Annotated in this window: 23 protein-coding genes and 1 pseudogene; 15 read left to right on the forward strand and 9 right to left on the reverse strand. The window is 71.1% G+C overall.

Going from position 1 to position 19,037, the window contains the following annotated elements:
• The first annotated feature begins 262 nt into the window (after positions 1-262).
• A complete protein-coding gene (locus HET64_RS22660) occupies positions 263-496 on the forward strand; it encodes a hypothetical protein (RefSeq protein WP_215108358.1) in 234 nt (77 codons plus the stop codon).
• A gap of 126 nt (positions 497-622) precedes the next feature.
• Here HET64_RS22660 and HET64_RS22665 read toward each other — a convergent pair whose 3' ends face one another.
• Both HET64_RS22665 and HET64_RS22670 read right to left on the reverse strand, forming a co-directional pair.
• Positions 623-877 (reverse strand): hypothetical protein, encoded by a 255-nt coding sequence (locus tag HET64_RS22665; protein ID WP_251145707.1) that lies wholly within the window; start codon positions 875-877, stop codon positions 623-625.
• Positions 878-1,026: 149 nt separating this feature from the next.
• Positions 1,027-1,614 carry a TetR/AcrR family transcriptional regulator gene (locus tag HET64_RS22670; protein ID WP_215108360.1) on the reverse strand — a complete coding sequence of 196 codons (588 nt, stop codon included), beginning with the start codon at positions 1,612-1,614 and terminating at the stop codon, positions 1,027-1,029.
• A gap of 140 nt (positions 1,615-1,754) precedes the next feature.
• Between HET64_RS22670 and HET64_RS22675 the strand changes: the two genes are divergently transcribed.
• The 3 genes from HET64_RS22675 to HET64_RS22685 all read left to right on the forward strand — a co-directional run bounded on the left by HET64_RS22675 (position 1,755) and on the right by HET64_RS22685 (position 4,044).
• Positions 1,755-2,636: an NAD(P)-dependent oxidoreductase gene (locus HET64_RS22675; protein ID WP_215108362.1), complete on the forward strand. Its 882-nt coding sequence runs from the start codon at positions 1,755-1,757 to the stop codon at positions 2,634-2,636.
• Positions 2,637-2,734: 98 nt separating this feature from the next.
• Positions 2,735-3,607 carry an AraC family transcriptional regulator gene (locus HET64_RS22680; RefSeq protein ID WP_215108364.1) on the forward strand — a complete coding sequence of 291 codons (873 nt, stop codon included), beginning with the start codon at positions 2,735-2,737 and terminating at the stop codon, positions 3,605-3,607.
• Positions 3,608-3,801: 194 nt separating this feature from the next.
• Entirely contained in the window at positions 3,802-4,044 is a 243-nt protein-coding gene (locus HET64_RS22685) for a hypothetical protein (RefSeq protein WP_215108366.1), read from the forward strand.
• Between the two features lie 96 nt (positions 4,045-4,140).
• Here HET64_RS22685 and HET64_RS39210 read toward each other — a convergent pair whose 3' ends face one another.
• Both HET64_RS39210 and HET64_RS22690 read right to left on the reverse strand, forming a co-directional pair.
• Positions 4,141-4,350, reverse strand: coding sequence for a DUF397 domain-containing protein (locus HET64_RS39210; protein WP_251145708.1), 210 nt, complete (start codon positions 4,348-4,350; stop codon positions 4,141-4,143).
• A gap of 41 nt (positions 4,351-4,391) precedes the next feature.
• Positions 4,392-5,186 (reverse strand): annotated as a pseudogene (locus tag HET64_RS22690) (Scr1 family TA system antitoxin-like transcriptional regulator); the annotation flags it as partial.
• 113 nt (positions 5,187-5,299) lie between these two features.
• Here HET64_RS22690 and HET64_RS22695 point away from each other — a divergent pair.
• Entirely contained in the window at positions 5,300-5,713 is a 414-nt protein-coding gene (locus HET64_RS22695) for an ATP-binding protein (protein WP_215108370.1), read from the forward strand.
• A gap of 75 nt (positions 5,714-5,788) precedes the next feature.
• Positions 5,789-6,772 (forward strand): NAD(P)/FAD-dependent oxidoreductase, encoded by a 984-nt coding sequence (locus HET64_RS22700; RefSeq protein WP_251145709.1) that lies wholly within the window; start codon positions 5,789-5,791, stop codon positions 6,770-6,772.
• A gap of 21 nt (positions 6,773-6,793) precedes the next feature.
• Here HET64_RS22700 and HET64_RS22705 read toward each other — a convergent pair whose 3' ends face one another.
• On the reverse strand, positions 6,794-6,964 hold the full coding sequence (locus HET64_RS22705; protein ID WP_215108372.1) for a hypothetical protein: 171 nt from the start codon (positions 6,962-6,964) through the stop codon (positions 6,794-6,796).
• A 492-nt stretch (positions 6,965-7,456) separates the two neighbouring features.
• On the opposite strand from HET64_RS22705, the gene HET64_RS22710 reads away from it, so the two are divergent.
• Together HET64_RS22710 and HET64_RS22715 are read left to right on the forward strand one after the other, a co-directional pair.
• A complete protein-coding gene (locus tag HET64_RS22710; RefSeq protein WP_215108374.1) occupies positions 7,457-8,980 on the forward strand; it encodes a catalase in 1,524 nt (507 codons plus the stop codon).
• 144 nt (positions 8,981-9,124) lie between these two features.
• A complete protein-coding gene (locus tag HET64_RS22715) occupies positions 9,125-9,322 on the forward strand; it encodes a hypothetical protein (protein ID WP_215108376.1) in 198 nt (65 codons plus the stop codon).
• A gap of 17 nt (positions 9,323-9,339) precedes the next feature.
• Here HET64_RS22715 and HET64_RS22720 read toward each other — a convergent pair whose 3' ends face one another.
• Positions 9,340-9,813 carry an NUDIX hydrolase gene (locus HET64_RS22720; protein WP_215108378.1) on the reverse strand — a complete coding sequence of 158 codons (474 nt, stop codon included), beginning with the start codon at positions 9,811-9,813 and terminating at the stop codon, positions 9,340-9,342.
• An 814-nt stretch (positions 9,814-10,627) separates the two neighbouring features.
• Between HET64_RS22720 and HET64_RS22725 the strand changes: the two genes are divergently transcribed.
• Positions 10,628-11,245: a GNAT family N-acetyltransferase gene (locus HET64_RS22725; protein WP_215108380.1), complete on the forward strand. Its 618-nt coding sequence runs from the start codon at positions 10,628-10,630 to the stop codon at positions 11,243-11,245.
• 294 nt (positions 11,246-11,539) lie between these two features.
• Entirely contained in the window at positions 11,540-11,935 is a 396-nt protein-coding gene (locus HET64_RS22730; RefSeq protein ID WP_215108382.1) for a hypothetical protein, read from the forward strand.
• Positions 11,936-11,953: 18 nt separating this feature from the next.
• Here the strand turns inward: HET64_RS22730 and HET64_RS22735 are convergent, their stop codons facing one another.
• On the reverse strand, positions 11,954-12,523 hold the full coding sequence (locus HET64_RS22735; protein WP_215108385.1) for an MSMEG_1061 family FMN-dependent PPOX-type flavoprotein: 570 nt from the start codon (positions 12,521-12,523) through the stop codon (positions 11,954-11,956).
• A gap of 211 nt (positions 12,524-12,734) precedes the next feature.
• Here HET64_RS22735 and HET64_RS22740 point away from each other — a divergent pair, with 211 nt between their 5' ends.
• The 4 genes from HET64_RS22740 (at position 12,735) to HET64_RS22755 (ending at position 16,877) form a co-directional block, all read left to right on the forward strand.
• Positions 12,735-13,802: an iron ABC transporter permease gene (locus HET64_RS22740; protein WP_215108387.1), complete on the forward strand. Its 1,068-nt coding sequence runs from the start codon at positions 12,735-12,737 to the stop codon at positions 13,800-13,802.
• A complete protein-coding gene (locus HET64_RS22745; protein ID WP_215108389.1) occupies positions 13,799-14,887 on the forward strand; it encodes an iron chelate uptake ABC transporter family permease subunit in 1,089 nt (362 codons plus the stop codon). Before HET64_RS22740 ends, HET64_RS22745 begins: the two co-directional genes overlap by 4 nt.
• Positions 14,888-14,951: 64 nt before the next feature.
• Complete coding sequence (locus HET64_RS22750) at positions 14,952-15,761, forward strand: ABC transporter ATP-binding protein (RefSeq protein ID WP_215108391.1); 810 nt, start codon at positions 14,952-14,954, stop codon at positions 15,759-15,761.
• A gap of 90 nt (positions 15,762-15,851) precedes the next feature.
• Positions 15,852-16,877: an iron-siderophore ABC transporter substrate-binding protein gene (locus HET64_RS22755; RefSeq protein WP_215108393.1), complete on the forward strand. Its 1,026-nt coding sequence runs from the start codon at positions 15,852-15,854 to the stop codon at positions 16,875-16,877.
• A gap of 90 nt (positions 16,878-16,967) precedes the next feature.
• On the opposite strand, the gene HET64_RS22760 is transcribed toward HET64_RS22755, so the two are convergent.
• Positions 16,968-17,588, reverse strand: a complete 621-nt coding sequence (locus HET64_RS22760; protein ID WP_215108395.1) for a YceI family protein — start codon at positions 17,586-17,588, stop codon at positions 16,968-16,970.
• A gap of 279 nt (positions 17,589-17,867) precedes the next feature.
• Between HET64_RS22760 and HET64_RS22765 the strand changes: the two genes are divergently transcribed.
• Positions 17,868-18,392, forward strand: coding sequence for a hypothetical protein (locus HET64_RS22765; protein WP_215108397.1), 525 nt, complete (start codon positions 17,868-17,870; stop codon positions 18,390-18,392).
• Positions 18,393-18,466: 74 nt separating this feature from the next.
• Here the strand turns inward: HET64_RS22765 and HET64_RS22770 are convergent.
• The coding region (locus HET64_RS22770) for a peptidoglycan-binding domain-containing protein (protein ID WP_215108399.1) at positions 18,467-19,037 on the reverse strand (571 nt) is incomplete at its 5' end.

Raw genomic sequence — 19,037 nt, forward strand, 5'->3', positions numbered from 1 at the left:
GTGGGAGAGGGGGCGGGGGCGACCGTTGGCCGGACGCTGTGCCGGGCTCCGGCCCATGAGACGGAGCTTCAAGCTGAACGGCGGCGCGGCGGCCGCCCTGGTGCCGGCCGCGCTCACCTGGCCGCCGGTGCCGCCGCCGGCGTGCTGACGGTGGGAGAACTGCGCCGCGCGGACACCGACTCCGTCGTATGGCGGCCGTCACGGAGACGGTGATCCTCGATCGGGGCGTGCCCTTTGCGGGGTCCGAGCCGTTGAACCCGGCATGAAGAAGCGAAGCGTACTCGCCGCCGTCACCCTCGCCACCGGAGCGGTCATCGCCGCCATCTCCCCGCCCCCCGGAGGCGGGGACACCGCGCACGCCGCCGAGCCGCCCGTCAGCCTGGGCGCGCTGGACAACGTCGGCGAGCTCGGCACGCTGATCGACGGCGCGGCGGGGGCCACCACCTCCACCGCCGGCACGGTCACCAGCACCGTGGAAGGCGCCCAGCTCAGCTGAACCGGCTGGGAACGGGGATGGGGGCGACCGAAAGGTCGCCCCCATCCCCGTTCCTGTTCCCCGCGCTCCGCCGACGGGCCCGGCCGACCCTGCGGCCCCGGTCGGGCCGGAACCGTGAGCCCCCGGTCAGGCCAGAAAGTCGATCTGCGGGCAGGAGCCCGCTCCGGCGGCGGCCCGGTAGACGGGCCAGGCCAGGGCGAGGTCCTGCCAGGGCAGCCCGAGGGGGGCGTAGACGGTGATCTGGTCGCTGCTCTCGCGACCGGCCCGCTCACCGTGGAGCACCTGCCCGGGAGTGGCGTGCGCGGCGTCCGCGCCCGGACCGCTGGTGCCGATGGTCCCCATGGCGACGGCCAGTTCGATCCGGGAACGAGTCAGCAGCAAGGCCACCCGGCCACCCTCGCCGGTCGACCGCGAACCTGGCAACCGCCCGGAAACCGCCCGATCCCGGCACCCGGCCGGGCGGTGGCGCGACGCCGGGGTGCTGGTCGCACCCCGGCGCACTGGCCGTACCCCGGCGTACCGGTCGTACTTCAGTGGCCCGGCGTATCGACCCCGTACGACCTCACGAGGCGGGCCAGCTGCCGGCCCGCCGCCAGGAGGGGCTCCTCGCTCCGGTTGACCTGGGCGGTGACCTCGGCACCCTCCACGGCGCTGATGACGGTGGTCGCCAGCTCCCGGGCGGCCCCCGCCGGGAATCCGCAGCCCAGCAACTTGTCCCGGACGAGCGCCTCCCAGCCGTTCAGCGCGTCGGCGCAGACCTGCTGGAGCTCCGAGCCGGTCCCGAGCGTCTCCAGGGCAGCCGCCGTCACCGGGCAGCCGTCGACCCAGCCCGACTCCTTGAGCCCGGCGGCCAACTGGCGGGTGCAGGAGACCACCGCCTCCGCCGGGTCGGACTCGCCGTCCAGAGCCGCCTCCAGGAGCTCTGCGAACTCCTGCGCGCTGTACCGGATCGCGGCGACCGCGACGGCCTCCTTGCCGCCCGGGAAGAAGTGGTAGATCGACCCCAGCGTGGCCTGCGACTCCGCGGCGATCTGCTTGATGCCGGTGCCGACGTAGCCCTGCCGCTGGATGAGGCGTGCGGTCGCCACGACGATCCGGTCCCGGGTGCTGGTCTGCATGCCGTCACTGTAGCGGGCACTGGGTAGAGCGTTCGTTCTAGAGCTGTGCTAGCTTCTCGGCATGCTCTGAATAGAGCGATCGTTTTAGTCGGGGCCGGAGGCCTGACCCTCTTCCCTGGCCGACCTGTTGGAGGCAGGCAATGAACAGCGCACAGAACGCGGTCACCGTCATCGGGCTGGGCCCCATGGGCCGGGCGATGGCCTCGGTCCTACTCGACCGTGGACACGCGGTCACCGTCTGGAACCGCACCGCCTCCCGCGCGGACGACCTGGTGGCCCGAGGGGCGACCCTCGCGCAGAGCCCCGCCGACGCCGTCGCGGCGAACGAGGTGGTCATCATCAGCCTCACGGATTACGCGGCGGTCACCGCCGTACTGGAGCCCGCGACGCAGGCCCTGGACGGCCGGGTCCTGCTCAACCTCACCTCCGCCACGCCCGAGGAGGCCCGCGCCGGAGCGCGCTGGGCGGCCGGACACGGTGCCGTACAGCTCACCGGCGGTGTCAACTCGCCTCCGTCCGGCATCGGGCAGCCCGAGTCGTCGACTTTCTACAGCGGGCCGCGCGAAGTGTTCGATCGGCACCGGGCGGTGCTCGAAGCGCTGACGGGCCGGGCCGAGCACCACGGCGAGGACCCGGGGCGTGCCGCGCTGCTCTACCAGCTCGGCGTGGGGATGTTCTGGACCGCCATGCTGGGCTACTGGCAGGCCGTCGCCCTTGCCCGCGCGAACGGCCTGACGGCGGCCGACTTCCTGCCGCACGCCGACGACACGGCGAACTCCCTCGCGCAGTTCTTCGCCTTCTACGCCGACCGCATCGACGCGGGAGTGCACGTCGGCGACGTGGACCGCCTGGCCATGGGGATGGCGAGCGTCGAACACGTCCTGCAGACCAACGCCGACGCGGGAGTCGACACCGCCCTCCCGGCCGCTGTCGTCGACCTGTTCCGCCGGGGCGTGGAGGCGGGGCACGGCGCGGACAGCTTCTCGTCCCTGGTGGAGCTGATGGCGAAGCCCGGGAAGTAGCCCTTCGCCGGACCCGACCGACCGATCCGGGCACGGATGGTCGGGTCCGGCAGGATGGCCCCTTCCTACGGTGAACGAGCAAGGGAAGGAGTCAGCGGTTGCTGGAACGGCTGAACGACGCGATGGAGCACATCGAGGCGCATCTCGGTGAGCGCATCGACGTGGCGGAGCTCGCGCGGATCGCGACGACGTCGGAGTACCACTTCCGCCGGATGTTCTCCGCGCTCGCGGGGCTCCCGCTGTCGGAGTACATCCGTCGCCGCCGCATGACGGTCGCGGGGGCCGAGGTGCTCGGCGACCCCGGCCGGACGCTGCTGGACGTGGCGGTGCGGTACGGCTACGACACGGGGGAGGGCTTCGCGCGCGCCTTCCGGGCCGTGCACGGCATCGGCCCCGGCGAGGCCCGGCGGAGCGGTGCGGTTCTGCGGTCCCAGCAACGACTGACCTTCCGACTCGTCGTCGAAGGGAGTAGTGACATGCGGTACAGGCTGGTGGAGAAGGACGCCTTCCAGGTGGTCGGAAAGAGGGCACGTGTCCCGCTGATCCACGAGGGGCCGAATCCGGCCATCGCGGAGTTCATCAGGGGGATCGGCCGGGAGGCGTTGGACCGCATCGCGGCCCTCTCCGACCAGGACCCGGCCGGGATCGTCGGGGTGAGCGACCAGCTCGACCCGAGCCGCGCGGAAGGCACCGAACTCGACTACTACCACGGGGTGGTGACGAGCGCGGAGGCTCCGGAGGACCTGGACGCCCTGCCCGTACCGGCAGGGACCTGGGCGGTCTTCGAGAGCGAGGGCGAGTTCCCGGGGGCCCTCCAGTACCTCTGGCGGGACGTCTTCACCCAGTGGTTCCCGTCGAACCCGTACGCCTCCCGGCCCGGCCCGGAGATCCTGCGGGTGCGGCTGACGGATGAGGGGAAGCGGGCGGAGGCGGAGCTGTGGATCCCGGTGGAGCGGACCGCCGGGGGCTGAGTGAGCCGCACGAAATATGCGGCACGACACAGGTTTACGGCCATGGGGCATATGCGATGCCTTATTGGTCCAGACCTATTGTGCGGGCGCGCTCGGCTCGCTAGCTTTCTCTCGGCGGCGCGCGCTGATCGGTTCGGCTCTGACCATTCACTGATGCACAGCCATGTGCGTTGACTGAAAAGGGAGTTACCGACATGCACAGACGTATAGCCGCTCTCGCGGTGACCGTGGCGACCGCCGGCGCGATGCTGCTCGGCACCGCCTCGACCGCCTCCGCGACGGGCCCCGGCTTCTTCCTCCGCAGCCATCACGGCAGCCTGGCGGAGTGCCAGGCCGTAGGGAACGCCGGCGCTGACAACGCTCTCTGGAGCCGCGTCTTCATCTGCAACCCGTTCGCGGGCAAGCCGGGCGTGTACGAGCTGTGGGTGCGTTACTGATCATCCCGTCCGCGCTGACGGAAACCGCCCCGCTTTCGGCCGCGTTGGTGGCCGGGGGCGGGGCGGGCTCTTTACGTGTACGGGTACGGGTACGGCTCAGGCGGCCGCGCTGCCGTGGACGAAGGCGCTCCAGGCGGCGGGCTCGACGGTGAGGACGGGGCCGCCGGTCACCTTGGAGTCGCGGACGTGGACGGCGGCGGGGTGGGCGGCGACTTCGACGCAGGCTCCGCCGTCGCCGTTGCTGTAGCTGGACTTGAACCAGTGGAGGGCCGTCGGGCCGGGGGCGGGGTGTGCTGCGCGGGGCATGTCTCTCCAAGCAGTGCGTCAAGCAGTGCGTCCAGTAGCCGGGTGCTCTCCGCGACGGTGAGCGCCTGGGAACGCAGCATCCCATACCGCTGCATAAGAGCGCTGACGTCGGCTGGCTCGTCGTACAGCTCTCCACGCAGCTGGCCGTCGATGTAGGCGAGCCCGTCGTGGTCGGGGGTCTCCAGCAGGACGAGCGGCCCCGCGAGCCCGGCGTGCTGAAGGGTGGTGCGGGGCATGATCTGAAGGGTGACGAACGGCAGGTCCATGCAACGCCGCAGGTACAGAAGTTGCTCCCGCATCACTTCCGGGTCGCCCAGCTGGGCGTCCAGGATGCTCTCCTCCAGGATGAAGTGCAGGATCGGCCGGGGCTTGCGCTCAAGGATCTTCTGGCGGCCGAGCCGGTCCGCCACCCGCTGCTCGATCTCCTCCTCTTCGAGCGGCGGATAGTCGCAGCCGAAGATGAAGCGGGCGTACGCCTCGGTCTGGAGCAGTCCTGGTACGAGCTGGGACTCGTACCAGAGCAGGCTCACCGCGTTCTGCTCGTACTGCACGAAGTCCTTGACCAGCGCCTGATAGCGCTCCTTCCGTGGAATCCGCTCCACCGCGACCCGCAACGCACCCTTGGTTTGCAGTAGTTCATCGAGCTGGATGGCCAGGTCCAGCTGAAGAGCCCGACGCCCCTGCTCGATCGAAGCGATCGTGTCCTCACCCACCCCGAGCTGCTCGGCGAGGGCGGCCTGTGTCAGCCGGGTGAGTTTGCGGAAGTGGCGCAACTGCGCCCCGACCAGCTGCCATGAAGTGACTCGCCTGATGCCGCTCTGCTTTCCCGGTTGCATGACGTGGCTCTCCCCGTTCCGATCCCGCTGTCAACCCGTCAGAACCCGTACAAAACCTTTTGTACGTCTCTGGTCTCTGCTGAAGCCTAGTTACAGCGTGTGAGCGTGGAAGCATGAACGAGACAACCCAACTCCCGTACTACCGCGCCGCCTTCTACTGCCGTGAGCGCAGGTCGATCCCGGTCGTACGCAAGTTCGCCCGTAAGGCTCTGGTCGAGTGGGAGTGCGAGAAGCGCGCGGACGATGTGCTGCTCTGCGTGACCGAGCTGGCGACCAACGCCCTCCGCCACGGCGTACCGCCGGGGCGTGGCTTCAAGGTCCACATCTACCTGGAGCGGATCGAGAACGTGCTCCGCGTGGAGCTGCACGACAGCGGCGACGGCGAGGTGCGCCCGGCGGGCGAGCTGCCGGGGCCCGACGACGAGGGCGGGCGCGGGCTGCTGCTGGTCGAGGCGCTGGCGGACACATGGGGGGTGGGGGAGCGGAACCCCGGCAAGATCGTGTGGTGCGAGTTCAGCATCGAATGACTTGCCGTTTCGGCAAGGATGTTTGTCGTTTTGGCCTTGTGGGCGCACGCTCGTCATCAACCGGAGGTGGTCCGCATGGCGAAGAGGAGTGACGACATGAAGCAGCAGCGGTACGACGTGGTCATCGTGGGCGGCGGGGCCGCCGGCCTGAGCGGGGCGCTGACCCTGGCGCGGGCCCGGCGCTCGGTCCTGGTGATCGATGCGGGCGAGCCCCGTAACGCGCCCGCGTCCTATGTGCACAACTACCTGGGCCGTGAGTCGACCCCGCCCGGCGAGCTGCTGGCGATCGGCCGGGGCGAGGCCGCCGGGTACGGGGCGGAGATCGTCGAGGGCCGGGTGGCCTCGGCCGAGCGGCTGCCGGGGGAGCGGGGCTTCCGGGTGGCGACGGAGGACGGCCGGAGCGTCGAGGCGCGCAGGCTGCTGGTGACGACGGGGCTCGTCGACGAGCTGCCGCCCGTGCCCGGCCTGGCGGAGCGCTGGGGGCGCGAGGTGCTGCACTGCCCGTACTGCCACGGCCACGAGGTGGCGGACCGCCCGATCGGCGTGCTCGCCACCGGGGCCCTCGCCGTGCACCAGGCGCTGATGTGGCGGCAGTGGAGCGAGGACGTCACCCTCTTCCGCCACACGGGCCCGGAGCCGACGGACGAGGAGTACGAGGAGCTGGCGGCCCGCGGCGTGGCCGTGGTGGACGGCGAGGTGGCGGGCCTGGAGGTCGCGGACGACCGGTTCACCGGCGTACGGCTGACCGGTGGCCGGGTGATCCCGCGCGAGGCGCTGGTGGTCCAGGCGCGCTTCGTCGCGCGTTCGGCCGTGCTGGAATCGCTGGGGCTGGTCCCGGTCGCCCAAGAGGTGGGCGGCGAGGTGATCGGTACGTACGTCCCCACCGACCCGACCGGCGCGACGGAGGCCCCCGGAGTCTGGGCGGCGGGGAACGTCACCCGCCTCACCGAGCAGGTCATCGGCGCCGCCGCGGCCGGCCTCATGGCGGCAGGGGCGATCAACGGCGACCTGATCGCCGAGGACACCCGTGACGCGGTGGAGGCGCGGCGGCGCGGCTGAGCGTTGCGCGCGCGGGCGCCGTTACGGGATCAGGGCCCCGAGGAGGTCGCGGGCCCACCCGAAGAACGTGTGCACCAGCACCGCCAGCAGCACCAGAACCCCCAGGATCACGGCGGTGACCCAGGAGCAACTGCCCCCGGGGCCCGCCGAGGGCTCGTCCCGCCCGCCCAGCTCCGCATCGAACAGATCCATGGTTCCGTCCCCGTCCCGCCCCATCACCGAAGACCGGTGACCGGAGCCCCCCGGCTCCGTGGGGTGAAGAATCGCACGGTGGGGGCCCGTGGGCCGAGGCGGTGTCGTACTCAGCGGGGAGGGGCGAATTACTCAGTCGGCTCCGTCGGCAGCGGTGTCGTCGGCACGTCCGCCCCCGGCGCTCCCCCCGTTCCCGTCCGGCGTAACGCGTGCGGGCGAATGAACGGACCCCGGGAGAGGGCCGGGGCCCCTGGGGCAACCGGGCCCGGCCGATGTGTGAGCTTCCGCATCGGGGATACGCGGAGGGCTCCGGGCGCCACGAGCGCGCCGGGACGGCGGTCCCGCCGACGCGGCAGGGGGCTCGGGAGGGAGCGATTCCTCAACGAGTCAATTCGTCCATGTTTGCCTACATTGGCAGTGGGTCAGCAGGGCAGCCGTAGCAGGAGCCATCGCCGACACGTCTGCGGAAGACAAACAAGAGGAAACGACGACATGACCGACACCTCTCGCAAGCCGACCACCTCCGACTCCGGCGCCCCGGTGGAGAGCGACGAGCATTCGCTCACCGTCGGCCCGGGCGGGCCGATCCTGCTCCAGGACTCCTACCTGATCGAGCAGATGGCCCAGTTCAACCGGGAACGCATCCCCGAACGCCAGCCGCACGCCAAGGGAAGCGGAGCCTTCGGCACGTTCGAGGTGACCGCGGACGTCTCCCGGTACACGAAGGCCGCGCTCTTCCAGCCCGGCACCACGACCGACCTGGTCATCAGGTTCTCCACCGTCGCGGGGGAGCGGGGCAGCCCGGACACCTGGCGGGACCCGCGCGGCTTCGCGGTGAAGTTCTACACCAGCGAGGGCAACTACGACATGGTGGGCAACAACACCCCCGTGTTCTTCGTGAAGGACCCGATGAAGTTCCAGCACTTCATCCGGTCGCAGAAGCGCCGCGCGGACAACAACCTCCGCGACCACGACATGCAGTGGGACTTCTGGACCCTCTCGCCGGAGTCGGCCCACCAGGTCACCTGGCTGATGGGCGACCGGGGCATCCCGCGGACCTGGCGCCACATGAACGGCTACACCTCGCACACGTACATGTGGATCAACGCCGAGGGTCAGCGGTTCTGGGTGAAGTACCACTTCAAGACCGACCAGGGCGTCGAGACGTTCACGCAGGACGAGGCCGACCAGATGGCCTCGGCGGACACGGATTACCACACGCGTGATCTCTTCGAGCACATCCGGGACGGTGAGTTCCCGAGCTGGACGCTGAAGGTCCAGGTCATGCCGTACGAGGACGCGAAGGACTACCGGTTCAACCCGTTCGACCTGACCAAAGTGTGGCCGCACGGCGACTACCCGCTGATCGAGGTCGGCAGGATGACGCTGAACCGCAACCCCACGGACAACCACGCCGAGATCGAGCAGGCGGCCTTCCAGCCGAACAACTTCGTCCCCGGTATCGGCCCGAGCCCGGACCGCATGCTGCTGGGCCGGCTGTTCAGTTACGCGGACGCGCACCGCTACCGCATCGGCGCCAACTACCAGCAGCTCCCGGTCAACGCTCCCGTCGCCCCGGTACACACGTACTCCAAGGACGGGGCGATGGCGTACCGGAAGACCACCGACCCCGTCTACGCCCCGAACTCCAAGGGCGGCCCGGCGGCCGACACGGAGCGCTACGGCGCCCCGCCGAGCTGGTACGCGGACGGCGACATCACCCGGGCCGCCTACGTCGACCACGCGCAGGACGACGACTGGGGTCAGGCGGGCACCATGGTCCGCGAGGTCCTGGACGACGCGGCGCGGGACCGGCTGGTGGACAACATCGTCGGCCACCTGCTGAACGGGGTGACCGAGCCGATCCTCCAGCGGGCGTTCCAGTACTGGACGAACGTGGACGCCACGCTCGGCAAGCGCGTCGAGCAGGGCGTCCGCGCCAAGGCGGGCGAGAAGGACCCGAAGGCCGGCGAGCAGGGCAACCCGGCGCGCTCGTCGATGCAGCACAAGGCCTGAAGGCGGCCCGGCCGTACGGCAAGGCCCTCGTTCCGTCGGACCGACGGGGCGAGGGCCTTGCCGTTTCCTCCCCGGGCCATGGGCCGGGAGAGGACGCCCTGGTCGCCGGTTCTATGCTGACCGCGATCGCAGGGGGGCGAAGCGATGCGGCGGTACGACTGGTACGGCGGCGAGGAGTCGGAGAGGAACCCCGACGCCGAGGCCGAGGGGTTGAAGGCGAAGGTGCACGCGGGCCTCGCCGGGAGTTGCGGGCTGCTGGTGCTGGTGACCGTCGCCGCGGTGGTGGCTCTGGTGGTCGTGGTGCTGGGTCCGGTCCTGGTGTTCCTGACCGGCCGTGCATGATCCGGACCTGATCGCTCTCAGTGGTGGATCAGGCCGCCGACCGGGACGGGGGCGACGTGCCCGGAGGGCGGAAGGGTCCGTGCCAGGGCGAGCCCGACGTCCACCAGCGACGACCGGTGCAGGCGGGCGACCTCGGGCAACGGGGTCCACACCGACTCGGCGGTGTCGCCGTTCGGCTCGGGCCGCAGTCGGCCACCGGTGACGCGCATACGGTAGAAGACGCCGACGTTCTGCAGCTCGGGCGCACCGGGCCGGCGGCGCTCGGCCGCCGGAATCACCCGCGAGTCCACGCCGAGCAGACGCTCGACCACGGCCTCCAGACCGGTTTCCTCGGCGACTTCCCGGATCACCGCGTCGTACGGATCCTCCGCGTGCTCGACCCCGCCGCCCGGAAGGGTCCACGTCCGCTCGCCGCCCGGCCCCACCGCGAGCGCGAGCAGCACCCGCCCGTCCTCGATGCACACCGCGTACGCGGCCAGTCGCCGATCCATGCGGGGAGGGTATCGCCGGCGCCTCGGCCACGACCGACCATGTGCGCGGGGTTGCCGTGGTGGCCACGGCTCGATGAACTCCCACGCTTGTACGACAGTTGAACCCGCGTCATGCATAACGATCCACCAGATCGCGCCACGGGACGTGGGTGCTCCCACAGATTGATCACGACCAGATACAGGCCCTAGTGGGTCGACCTGGCGGAGGCCCTGTGAGGCGGTCGGGGGTCGTGCCGCCGGTCACGGGCCGGGCGCTGCTCCACGCCGTAGCAGAGTGGGAGAAGGAGCAGTGCGGGCAGCGCCGTCAGGAGAAGCGGGGTGAGGCCGACGAACAACGCCACGGCCGTGGCGGCCACCTGGATCCCGCCCGGCACCATCAGAAGGCGGGTCACGTTCCGGCCGGCGCGGGCAGCACGGAACACTCTGAAGGCGGCGACAGCATTGGCCCCGGCCACCACCGCACCGAAGAGGAACTCCCACCGGCGATCAGCTCGGAAGTGCCGCCACCACTGGACCCCGGGCCGATTCCGTCGGCGAACACCGGTAGGAACCAGAGGAACATGAGGGAGGCCGGGGCGGTGTGGCAGCCGAGCACACCCAGGCAGACCGGCAACAGGACAGATCGCTGGCCCATCATGTTCCGATCCTTCATCCGCTGGGGAGCAGGGGGTGCTGTTCAAAGCTTCCGTGCCGCGCGCCTCACCGTCGCTCACCGAGAGGAGGAGCCGGCGGCGTACGCGTGGTCGCACAGGCCTGGCCGAACGCCCGTTGGTCTCGCCACCCCCCTCACCGCTCAAGATCATCACGGTGCAGAATGACCTGTATGTCGATATCGAACACGCCGCGGGCGGCCACGCCCGACGATGCCCCGTCGATCAGCCGCACCCTGGCCCGCGCCTTCGCCGACGACCCGATGATGGGGTGGTTCTTCCCCGGCGGGGCCTCGCGCGAGCCCGACCTGGTCCGCTACTTCGCCACGATCTTCACCCGGCAGTACGGACGCCACGGGGTGTGCGAGCGGACCGCGTCGGCGGCCGCCTTCTGGGTGTCGCCGGAGGGGCAGGACAAGGCTGTTCCCGACGCGGAGACCGTCGCGGAGCTGGAGGAGATCCTGGGCGACCGGGCTCCCCTGTTCCGGGAGGCCGTCCAGGCCGCCGCCCAGCAGGGACCCAAGGAGCCGCACTGGTACCTCGCGGTTCTCGGCGCGGACCCGGCCGCCCGGGGCCAGGGGCACGGGGCGGTGCTGCTGCGTTCCGGGCTCGCCAAGGCGGACGCGGCGGGCCTGCCGGTCTACCTGGAGTCCTCCAAGCCGGACAACCTGCCCTTCTACGAGCACTTCGGCTTCACGGTACTGGGCGAGGCGGCACTGCCCGGCGGCGGCCCGGCGCTGTGGGCGATGCGACGGGAGCCCGCCCCGGCCGACGCGTCGTAGCGAGACCCGGGAATTAGGGCCCCGGGTCCAGCGCCTGGGATCCGGGACCCGGGGGCCGCTGCACCCGAGATCGCTGTCTCCGTAGGATCCGTGGACGAGCAGCCGGCCCACCGGAGGGCCGCGCGACGATCCGGCCGGAGAGCCCACGACGCCGGCAGACGCCACAGCGCACGTGCGCACCGCCGGCCTTCGGGGCGGGCGAACGCTTCTGCGCCGCCGTGAACGCAAAGTAAGAGAGCAGTGAGGTCGACGAACAGGAAACGTGCTCTTGGCGCGGTGGCGTTGGTGTCATCCGTGCTGCTGTTCGCCGGCGGCTGCGGCAGTGCGGAAACCCTCCATGCGATCAATCGGGGTGACCTGGTGGGTTCGTGGAAAAGCTCGGGCGGCGATTCGATGCGCTTTTCCGCCGATCGGGAAGTCAGGACCCATGGCTTCTCCGACTCGGGCGAGGAGAACTGCGGCGACGGCGGCGTGGGGAAGTGGTCGTTCTACGTCGCGATGGACGAAGCGGGCGAATCCTTGCATACCTCGTCGGAAGCTTCCGAAGGAAGCCTCATCTCGGTGAGGTTTCCGGAAAGCGCAGGGGGCGGGTGTCACGTCGACCTCAGCGTCATCGACGCAGGGCGGTCCCTCTGTATCGCCGATCTTGACCAAGTCTGCTCCTCCGACCTCCGCTTCACGCGTCAGTGACAGCGCATCGCCCGCCGGTCACACCGTCGTCTCCGCCCCCGCCCACGTCTGAGGCGCCCACACCCCCGAGCGCTTCAGCGACGCCGGGCAGTGGCGGAAGATCTCGTCGATCTCGACGACCAGGGCGAGCTTCGGGCGCTGGCCCTTCACCGTCATCGCGTCGAAGAACGGGGCGTCCGTGACGATGCGGGCCCGGCCGTTGACGCGCAGGACGTCCATCGCGCCGGGTATCAGGTAGAGCAGGCCCACGCGCGGGTTCGCCAGGATGTTGTGGAAGCTGTCCGCGCGGCGGTTGCCCGGGCGGTCGGGGAGGGCGATGGTGCCCGGGTCCAGGACATGGGTGAAGCCGGGGAAGTCGCCGCGCGGGGTGGCGTCGCAGTTGCCGGCCGCGTCCGACGTGGCCATGGTGCACAGGGGCGAGCGGGCCAGCAGGTCCAGGTCGTCGTCGGTGAGCCGGTCGTGGACCTTGTCGATGACGATCGGGTGCGGGGTCCCCAGGAGTTCGCGCAGTTCGTCCGCCGAGCCCAGGGGTACGGCCCCGGCCAGCGGGCCGGTGGCGGGGGCGGCGGGGTCGGCGGCGTACGACAAGGAAGTGCTCCGGAGCTCGTGGGGTGCGGCAGCGCACGGTCGAAGAGGCGCTGTTAGGGTGACCTTACTTTGGGCCCCCCTGTGCTCCCCGTCCGGGGTGGACCGGCCGACGAGGGCGTCACCCGTGCCCGAGGGGAGCCCAGCGCCGACGAGCAAGGGTTGAGGAACGAACAGTGCACCACCGCATTCCGGCTGCCCCGGTGGCCGGGTCGTGAGCGCCCCGGCCCTCCTGGCGAAGGAGAAGCCGTCGGGCAGTGGCAAGGAGACGCGGCGCAAGCGCAGCCGGCCCGTTCTCGCCCTCGGGCTGCTCGCCGCCCTCGCCGTGCTCTTCCTCACCGTCGTCGCCAGCCTCGCCATCGGCTCCGGCGACGTGCCCTTCCGGGACGTCGTCGACGGGGTCCTCGACCCGGACACCTCGGTCAAAGGCCAGCTCATCGTCCAGGAGGTCCGCATCCCGCGCACCGTCGCCGGGCTGCTGGCGGGGGCCGCGCTCGGCCTCGCGGGCGCGGTGATGCAGGGCGTCGCCCGTAACCCCCTCGCCGACCCCCAGCTCCTCGGCATCAACGCGGGCGCGTCCGTGGCCGTGGTGTGCTCGATCACCCTGCTCGGGTTCACGGTCGCCACCCAGTTCATCTGGTTCGGCTTCCTCGGCGCGCTGCTCGCCGCCCTCCTCGTGTACGGGGTCGGATCGCTCGGGCGGGAAGGCGCCACACCGGTGAAGCTGGCCCTGGCGGGCGCCGCCACGGCCGCCGTGCTCACCTCGGTGACCAGCGCGATCCTCCTCCAGGACCGTGGCAGCTACGACCAGTTCCGGTTCTGGCAGCTCGGTGCGCTGACCGCCCGGTCCTCCGAGGTGCTGTGGCAGGTCTCGCCGTTCATCGCGGCCGGCGTCGTCCTCGCGCTGGCCCTCGGACCGCAGCTCAACGCCCTCTCCCTCGGCGACGACCTGGCCCGCGGCCTCGGCCAGCGCGTCGGGACCATCCGCATGGTGTCCGCCCTCGCCGTGGTGATCCTCTGCGGCGCGGCCACCGTCGTCGCCGGGCCCATCGGCTTCGTCGGGCTCGCCGTACCGCACGCCGCCCGCCTCATCACCGGACCCGACTACCGCTGGGTGCTCCCGTACAGCATGGTCCTCGCCCCGGTCATGCTCCTCGTCGCCGACATCGTCGGCCGGGTCATCGCCCGCCCCGGAGAGGTCCAGGTCGGCGTGATCACGGCCGCCATCGGCTGCATCCCGTTCATCTGGCTGGTCCGGCGCAGGAAGCTGGTGGAACTGTGAGCCGGGAGACCGTTCTCGCCGAGGAAGCCGCCCGCGCGGACAGGGAGCGGCTCGCCGACGCCGTACGCCAGGTGTCCGCCGTACGCGGCCGGAGCCTCCGGCGCTCCGTCCTCGTCGGCGCGGCCCTGCTGGCCGCCGTGGTCGTCATGTTCGGCGTCTCGCTCGGCTTCGGCGACATGGTGATGCCGATCGGGAAGGTCGTCGCCACTCTGTTCGGCGGCGGCGACGGCGGATCACAGTTCGTCGTCCTGGAACTGCGGCTGCCCCGCGCCCTCCTCGCGCTCCTCGTCGGCGCGGGATTCGGCCTCTCCGGAGCCGTCTTCCAGACCGTCCTGCGCAACCCGCTCGCCAGCCCCGACCTCATCGGCATCAGCGCGGGGGCCAGCGCGGTCGCCGTCACCGCCGCCCTGCTCTTCCAGGTCAGCGGACTAGCCCTCTCCGCGAGCGCCCTCACCGGTTCGCTGGTCGCCGGGGCGGCCATCTACCTGCTCGCCTGGCGGCAGGGAATCGCCGGCCAGCGTCTGGTCCTCGTCGGGATCGGCGTCGGCATGGGCCTTTCCAGCATCGTCTGGTACGTGATGGCCCGCTCCGAGGTCACCGACGCGCAGGAGGCGTTCCGCTGGCTCGCGGGCAGCCTCAACGGCCGTTCCTGGGGCCAGGTGTGGCCGCTGCTCATCGCCCTCGGCGTCCTCGTCCCGCTCACCGTCCTCGCCGCCCACGCGCTGCGCCCCCTCCAGCTCGGGGACGACGCCGCCGCCGGGCTCGGCGCGAAGGTCGAGGGAGGGCGGCTCGCGCTGCTGGGCTGCGCGACCGCGCTCGCCGGGGTCGCGACCGCCGCCGCAGGGCCCGTCGGGTTCGTGGCGTTCGTCGCCGCCCCGATCGCCCGCCGCCTGGTCCCGGGCCGGGGCGCGGCCCTGCCGCAGGCGGCCCTGACGGGGGCGCTGCTGGTCCTGGTCGCCGACTTCGCGGCGCAGCACGCGCTGCCGTCCGTGCAGCTGCCGGTGGGCGTGGTCACCAGCATCATCGGCGCCCCGTATCTGCTGCTGCTCCTCGCCCGCGCCAACCGCGTCGGCAGCGGGGGCTGACATGGCGAAGCGGACAGGGACGGAAGAGACAGTTCAGAAGAACGACGAAAGGCGTGGCCCCCTCGTGGCCGATCACACTCTGGAAGCCCGGGACGTCCGGCTCGGCTACGGCGAACGCGAGATCGTCCCCGGTCTGAGCGTGGCCGTGCCGCCCGGGAGGATCACCGTCATCGTCGGCCCCAACGCCTGCGGGAAGTCGACCTTGTTGCGGGCGATGGCCCGACTCCTGGCGCCCTCCGCCGGGGCGGTGCTCCTGGACGGCCGGTCCATCCAGGAGACGCCGACCAAGGAGGTCGCCGCCGTGCTCGGCATCCTGCCGCAGAGCCCCACGGCCCCGGAGGGCATCACCGTCTCCGACCTGGTCGGACGCGGCCGCTACCCCCACCAGGGCTGGTTCCGCCGCTGGAGCGCCGAGGACGACGAGGCGGTCGCGCGGGCCCTCCTGTCGACCGACGTCCTCGAACTCGCCGACCGGTCGGTGGACGAGCTGTCCGGCGGTCAGCGCCAGCGGGTGTGGATCGCGATGGCGCTCGCCCAGCGCACCGACATCCTGCTGCTGGACGAGCCGACGACCTTCCTCGACGCCAGCCATCAGCTGGACGTCCTGGACCTGCTCACCGACCTCAACCGCGAGCAGGGCGTCACCATGGTGGCCGTGCTGCACGACCTCAACCTGGCGTGCCGGTACGCGGACCACATGATCGCCATGAAGGCGGGGCGGATCGTCGCGGAGGGCCGGCCGGTCGACATCGTGACGGAGGAACTGGTCGGCGAGGTCTTCGGGATGCGCTGCTCGGTGATCGAGGACCCGGCGTCGGCCACCCCGATGGTCGTGCCACTGGGCCGCCACCATGTGAAGGACCCGGCCGCCTGAGCCACGGACGGGTCCGCGTGGGCCACGTAAGGATCCACGCGGGCCGACCCGGTGGCACCGTTGTCATTAGGTGAGGCTAACCTAAAGGGTATGAACGCTTCCGCTCCCCGCGCCCGGCGCCCCCGCCGCACCCCCGTCCTCGCGGCCGGCGCTGTCGCCGCCCTGCTCGTCGGTCTCTCGGCCTGCGGCTCGTCGGACGGTTCCGACAGCTCCGCCTCCGCCTCCGAAGGGGCCTCCGCGGGCGCCTTCCCCGCGAAGGTGGCGACGAAGTTCGGCGAGGTATCCGTCGACAAGCAGCCCAAGCGCGTCGTCGCCCTCGGCTGGGGCGATGCCGAGACCGTGCTCGCGCTCGGCGGCCAGCCGGTCGGGGCCAGCGACTGGCTGCCGTTCGGCGGCGAGGGCGTCGGCCCGTGGGCCAAGGGCATGTACGACCAGAAGCCCGAGCTGATCGGCACGATGGAGCCGGAGTTCGAGAAGATCGCCTCGCTCCAGCCGGACCTGATCCTGGACACCAAGTCCAGCGGCGACCGGACCCGCTACGACACCCTGAAGAAGATCGCCCCGACCGTGGGCGTCCCCAAGGGCGGCGACCAGTACAAGCTCTCGTGGGAACAGCAGACCACGATGATCGCCGCCGCCCTGGGCGTACCGGAGAAGGGCGAGAAGCTGATCGCGGAGACCGAGAAGAAGTTCGAGGCCGCCGCGAAGGCCCACCCCGAGTTCAAGGGCAGGACGATCACCCTCGGCTCGCGCACCTCGGAGGGCTTCGGCGTCTACGTCGGCGGCACCGGGCGCGTCGACTTCGTCGAGCGACTCGGCTTCGAGAACAACCCGGAGGCCGAGGCCAAGGCCGGCGAGAGCTTCTCCGTCCCGGTCTCCAAGGAGAACCTGGACATGCTCGACGCCGACCTCACGGTCATGGCGCCGATCGGCATCCCGGCCACCGACATCAGCGGCGACCCGCTGTACAAGGCGGTCCCGTCGGTCAAGGCGGGCAACGACCTCGTCTTCGACGACAAGGACATCTCCCAGGCGTTCGCCACGGACTCGGTCCTGTCCGTCTCGTACGCGCTGGAGAAGGTCGTCCCGCTCTTCGCGGAGAAGGTCGCGAAGTAGCTCCGAACGCACCGCGCGCCCCGTCCCCGGGAGAACCGGGTGCGGGGCGCTGCTGTGTGACCGGGTGGGCGCGCTCGGCGGCCGGGGGCGTCAGGCCGCCGGGGCCGCGGCCTTGATCGCGGAGATGTCGAAGGTCAGCTTCACCTTGTCGCTGACCATCACGCCGCCGGTCTCCAGCGCCGCGTTCCAGGTCAGGCCCCAGTCGGAGCGCAGGATGTCCGCGCTGCCCTCGAAGCCGACGCGCTCGTTGCCGTAGACGTCGGTGGCGGAGCCGTTGAACTCCAGGTCGATGGCGAGCGGGCGCGTGACGTCCTTGATGGTCAGGTCGCCGGTGATCCGGTACGCCTCGCCGCCCAGCTGCTCGGCCTTGGTCGAGCGGAACGTCATGAGGGGGAACTTCTCGGCGTCGAAGAAGTCGCCGCTGACCAGGTGGCCGTCGCGGTCGGCGATGCCGGTGTCGACACTGCCGATCCTCACGTCGATGGAGGCGGAGGAGTTCGCCGGGTCCGTGCCGTCGACGACCAGGGTGCCCTCGTGCTCGCCGAAGGAGCCGCGCACGTTCGTGACCATCGCGTGGCGCACGGTGAAACCGATGCTGCTGTGCGCGGGGTCAAGGGTGTACGTGCCGGTCAGGGCTGCCAGCGCCGGGTCCACCGCGGGGGCCTCGGTGACGGTGGGGGCGGCGGTCGACTTGCGGGTGAACAGAGCCATGGCTCCTCCTCGGGATGCGCTACGGGGACGGATCGAGCGGTGCCGAAGGTGTTGTTCAACCTTCAACGAGTTTGACTGTAACCCCATCTAGTTCAAAGTTCAACATCTGGGGTCCGGGTTCCCTCGATCGAGTGCGCGGCGCGGAGTGGGGCAACGGTCCCCGAGGTGTGCCGCCCTCTGGCGGACGCGCGTAGAACTCGGGCACTATCTCCCTGCCCGGCGTGCGCGGCCCTGTGTCCGTACGCCCCCTGATTTGTCATGAGCAGGAGGAATCCCCCCATGGTGACCCGTCCACGACTCCGCTCCGCCCTCACCGCCCTGGCCCTCGTCCTCGGCGCCCTCTTCGCGCCCGGTATCGGCGCTCTCGGCAGCGGCGCCACCGAGGCGCACGCCGTGACCAAGCTGACCCACGCGCAGGCGACCTCCCGGTTCAGCTCGTCCGGGGTCACCTGGTCGTCCTCCGGTGGCTGCTCCAACCGGAACGTTCCCACCTGCACGTCGTTCGACCAGCTCAACCTGGCGAGCGCCCAGGGCGCGCAGACCCTCAAGAGCGCCACCGGCTGCGCGCTCAACATCACCGGCGGCACGGAGACCGGGCACGCCGGCGGCACGTACTCCCACTGGAACGGCTACAAGCTCGACTTCGGCAAGAGCACCTGCCTGAACAACTACGTCACCGGCACCTTCACCTACATCGGCACGCGGGGCGACGGCGCGCGCCAGTACCAGTCCGGCTCCGGCAACATCTACGCGGACGAGGGCAACCACTGGGACGTGACGTACTACAACTGCGGCGGCTGCTGACACCAGCGATGGCCGAGGGGGCCGCCCCGCACCGGGGCGGCCCCCACCGCTTCACGGGACCGGCTCTGCTTTCCCTACGGGATCGGGTCGGCGTCCGGGCCCTCCTGCTCCAGCAGGTCCCGGGCGAAGTCCTCCCACTGCGCGTACCGGTCCGGGTGCGCGGACCGCTGGACCGCCTGGCACACGTCGCCGGGCTCCATCGACTCCCAGCCGTCGATCTGGAGCAGCCCCGGATTGGCGCTGGGCGAGGGCAGCCCGTAGAAGGACTTCGACGCGGTCGGCACATGGGTGATCTGCGCCGGTGTGCCCCAGCCCATGCTGGGACGCTGCTGGAAGACGCCGAGCGAGTCATGGTCGACCGGAGACGTGTAGTTGACGAACTTCGACTCCTGCATGGCCGTCATCAGTGCGATGACCTGGGCCTCCTCGGAGAGCTCCGCCCCCTTCCCGACGCCGATGACCGACCGGGCGTGGGCGAGCTGCTCCGGGCCGAGGTCGGCCGGGGCGGCGAAGAACACCCGCAGCTCGCTGTCCGGGGCCGACCTGAGCAGCTGCGCGGTGGCGGTGTCCACCCGGCCGGTCGCGGGCAGGCCGTAGCTCTGCTGGAAGGCGCGCAGGCCGTGCGCGCCGGGGGCCTGCGGGGCG

Source organism: Streptomyces sp. McG3, from assembly GCF_018619185.1.
GTDB lineage: Bacteria > Actinomycetota > Actinomycetes > Streptomycetales > Streptomycetaceae > Streptomyces.

Excerpts from the sequence above, each read along its gene's own strand:
- HET64_RS22720 (WP_215108378.1), bottom strand. The coding sequence starts at position 9,813 with ATGGATCGGCGACTGGCCGCGTACGCGGTGTGCATCGAGGACGGGCGG.
- HET64_RS22685 (WP_215108366.1), top strand. The coding sequence starts at position 3,802 with ATGCACAGACGTATAGCCGCTCTCGCGGTGACCGTGGCGACCGCCGGC.
- HET64_RS39210 (WP_251145708.1), bottom strand. The coding sequence starts at position 4,350 with ATGCCCCGCGCAGCACACCCCGCCCCCGGCCCGACGGCCCTCCACTGG.
- HET64_RS22725 (WP_215108380.1), top strand. The coding sequence starts at position 10,628 with ATGACCTGTATGTCGATATCGAACACGCCGCGGGCGGCCACGCCCGAC.
- HET64_RS22660 (WP_215108358.1), top strand. The coding sequence starts at position 263 with ATGAAGAAGCGAAGCGTACTCGCCGCCGTCACCCTCGCCACCGGAGCG.
- HET64_RS22715 (WP_215108376.1), top strand. The coding sequence starts at position 9,125 with ATGCGGCGGTACGACTGGTACGGCGGCGAGGAGTCGGAGAGGAACCCC.
- HET64_RS22700 (WP_251145709.1), top strand. The coding sequence starts at position 5,789 with ATGGCGAAGAGGAGTGACGACATGAAGCAGCAGCGGTACGACGTGGTC.
- HET64_RS22755 (WP_215108393.1), top strand. The coding sequence starts at position 15,852 with ATGAACGCTTCCGCTCCCCGCGCCCGGCGCCCCCGCCGCACCCCCGTC.
- HET64_RS22760 (WP_215108395.1), bottom strand. The coding sequence starts at position 17,588 with ATGGCTCTGTTCACCCGCAAGTCGACCGCCGCCCCCACCGTCACCGAG.
- HET64_RS22705 (WP_215108372.1), bottom strand. The coding sequence starts at position 6,964 with ATGGATCTGTTCGATGCGGAGCTGGGCGGGCGGGACGAGCCCTCGGCG.
- HET64_RS22710 (WP_215108374.1), top strand. The coding sequence starts at position 7,457 with ATGACCGACACCTCTCGCAAGCCGACCACCTCCGACTCCGGCGCCCCG.
- HET64_RS22670 (WP_215108360.1), bottom strand. The coding sequence starts at position 1,614 with ATGCAGACCAGCACCCGGGACCGGATCGTCGTGGCGACCGCACGCCTC.
- HET64_RS22695 (WP_215108370.1), top strand. The coding sequence starts at position 5,300 with ATGAACGAGACAACCCAACTCCCGTACTACCGCGCCGCCTTCTACTGC.
- HET64_RS22765 (WP_215108397.1), top strand. The coding sequence starts at position 17,868 with ATGGTGACCCGTCCACGACTCCGCTCCGCCCTCACCGCCCTGGCCCTC.
- HET64_RS22675 (WP_215108362.1), top strand. The coding sequence starts at position 1,755 with ATGAACAGCGCACAGAACGCGGTCACCGTCATCGGGCTGGGCCCCATG.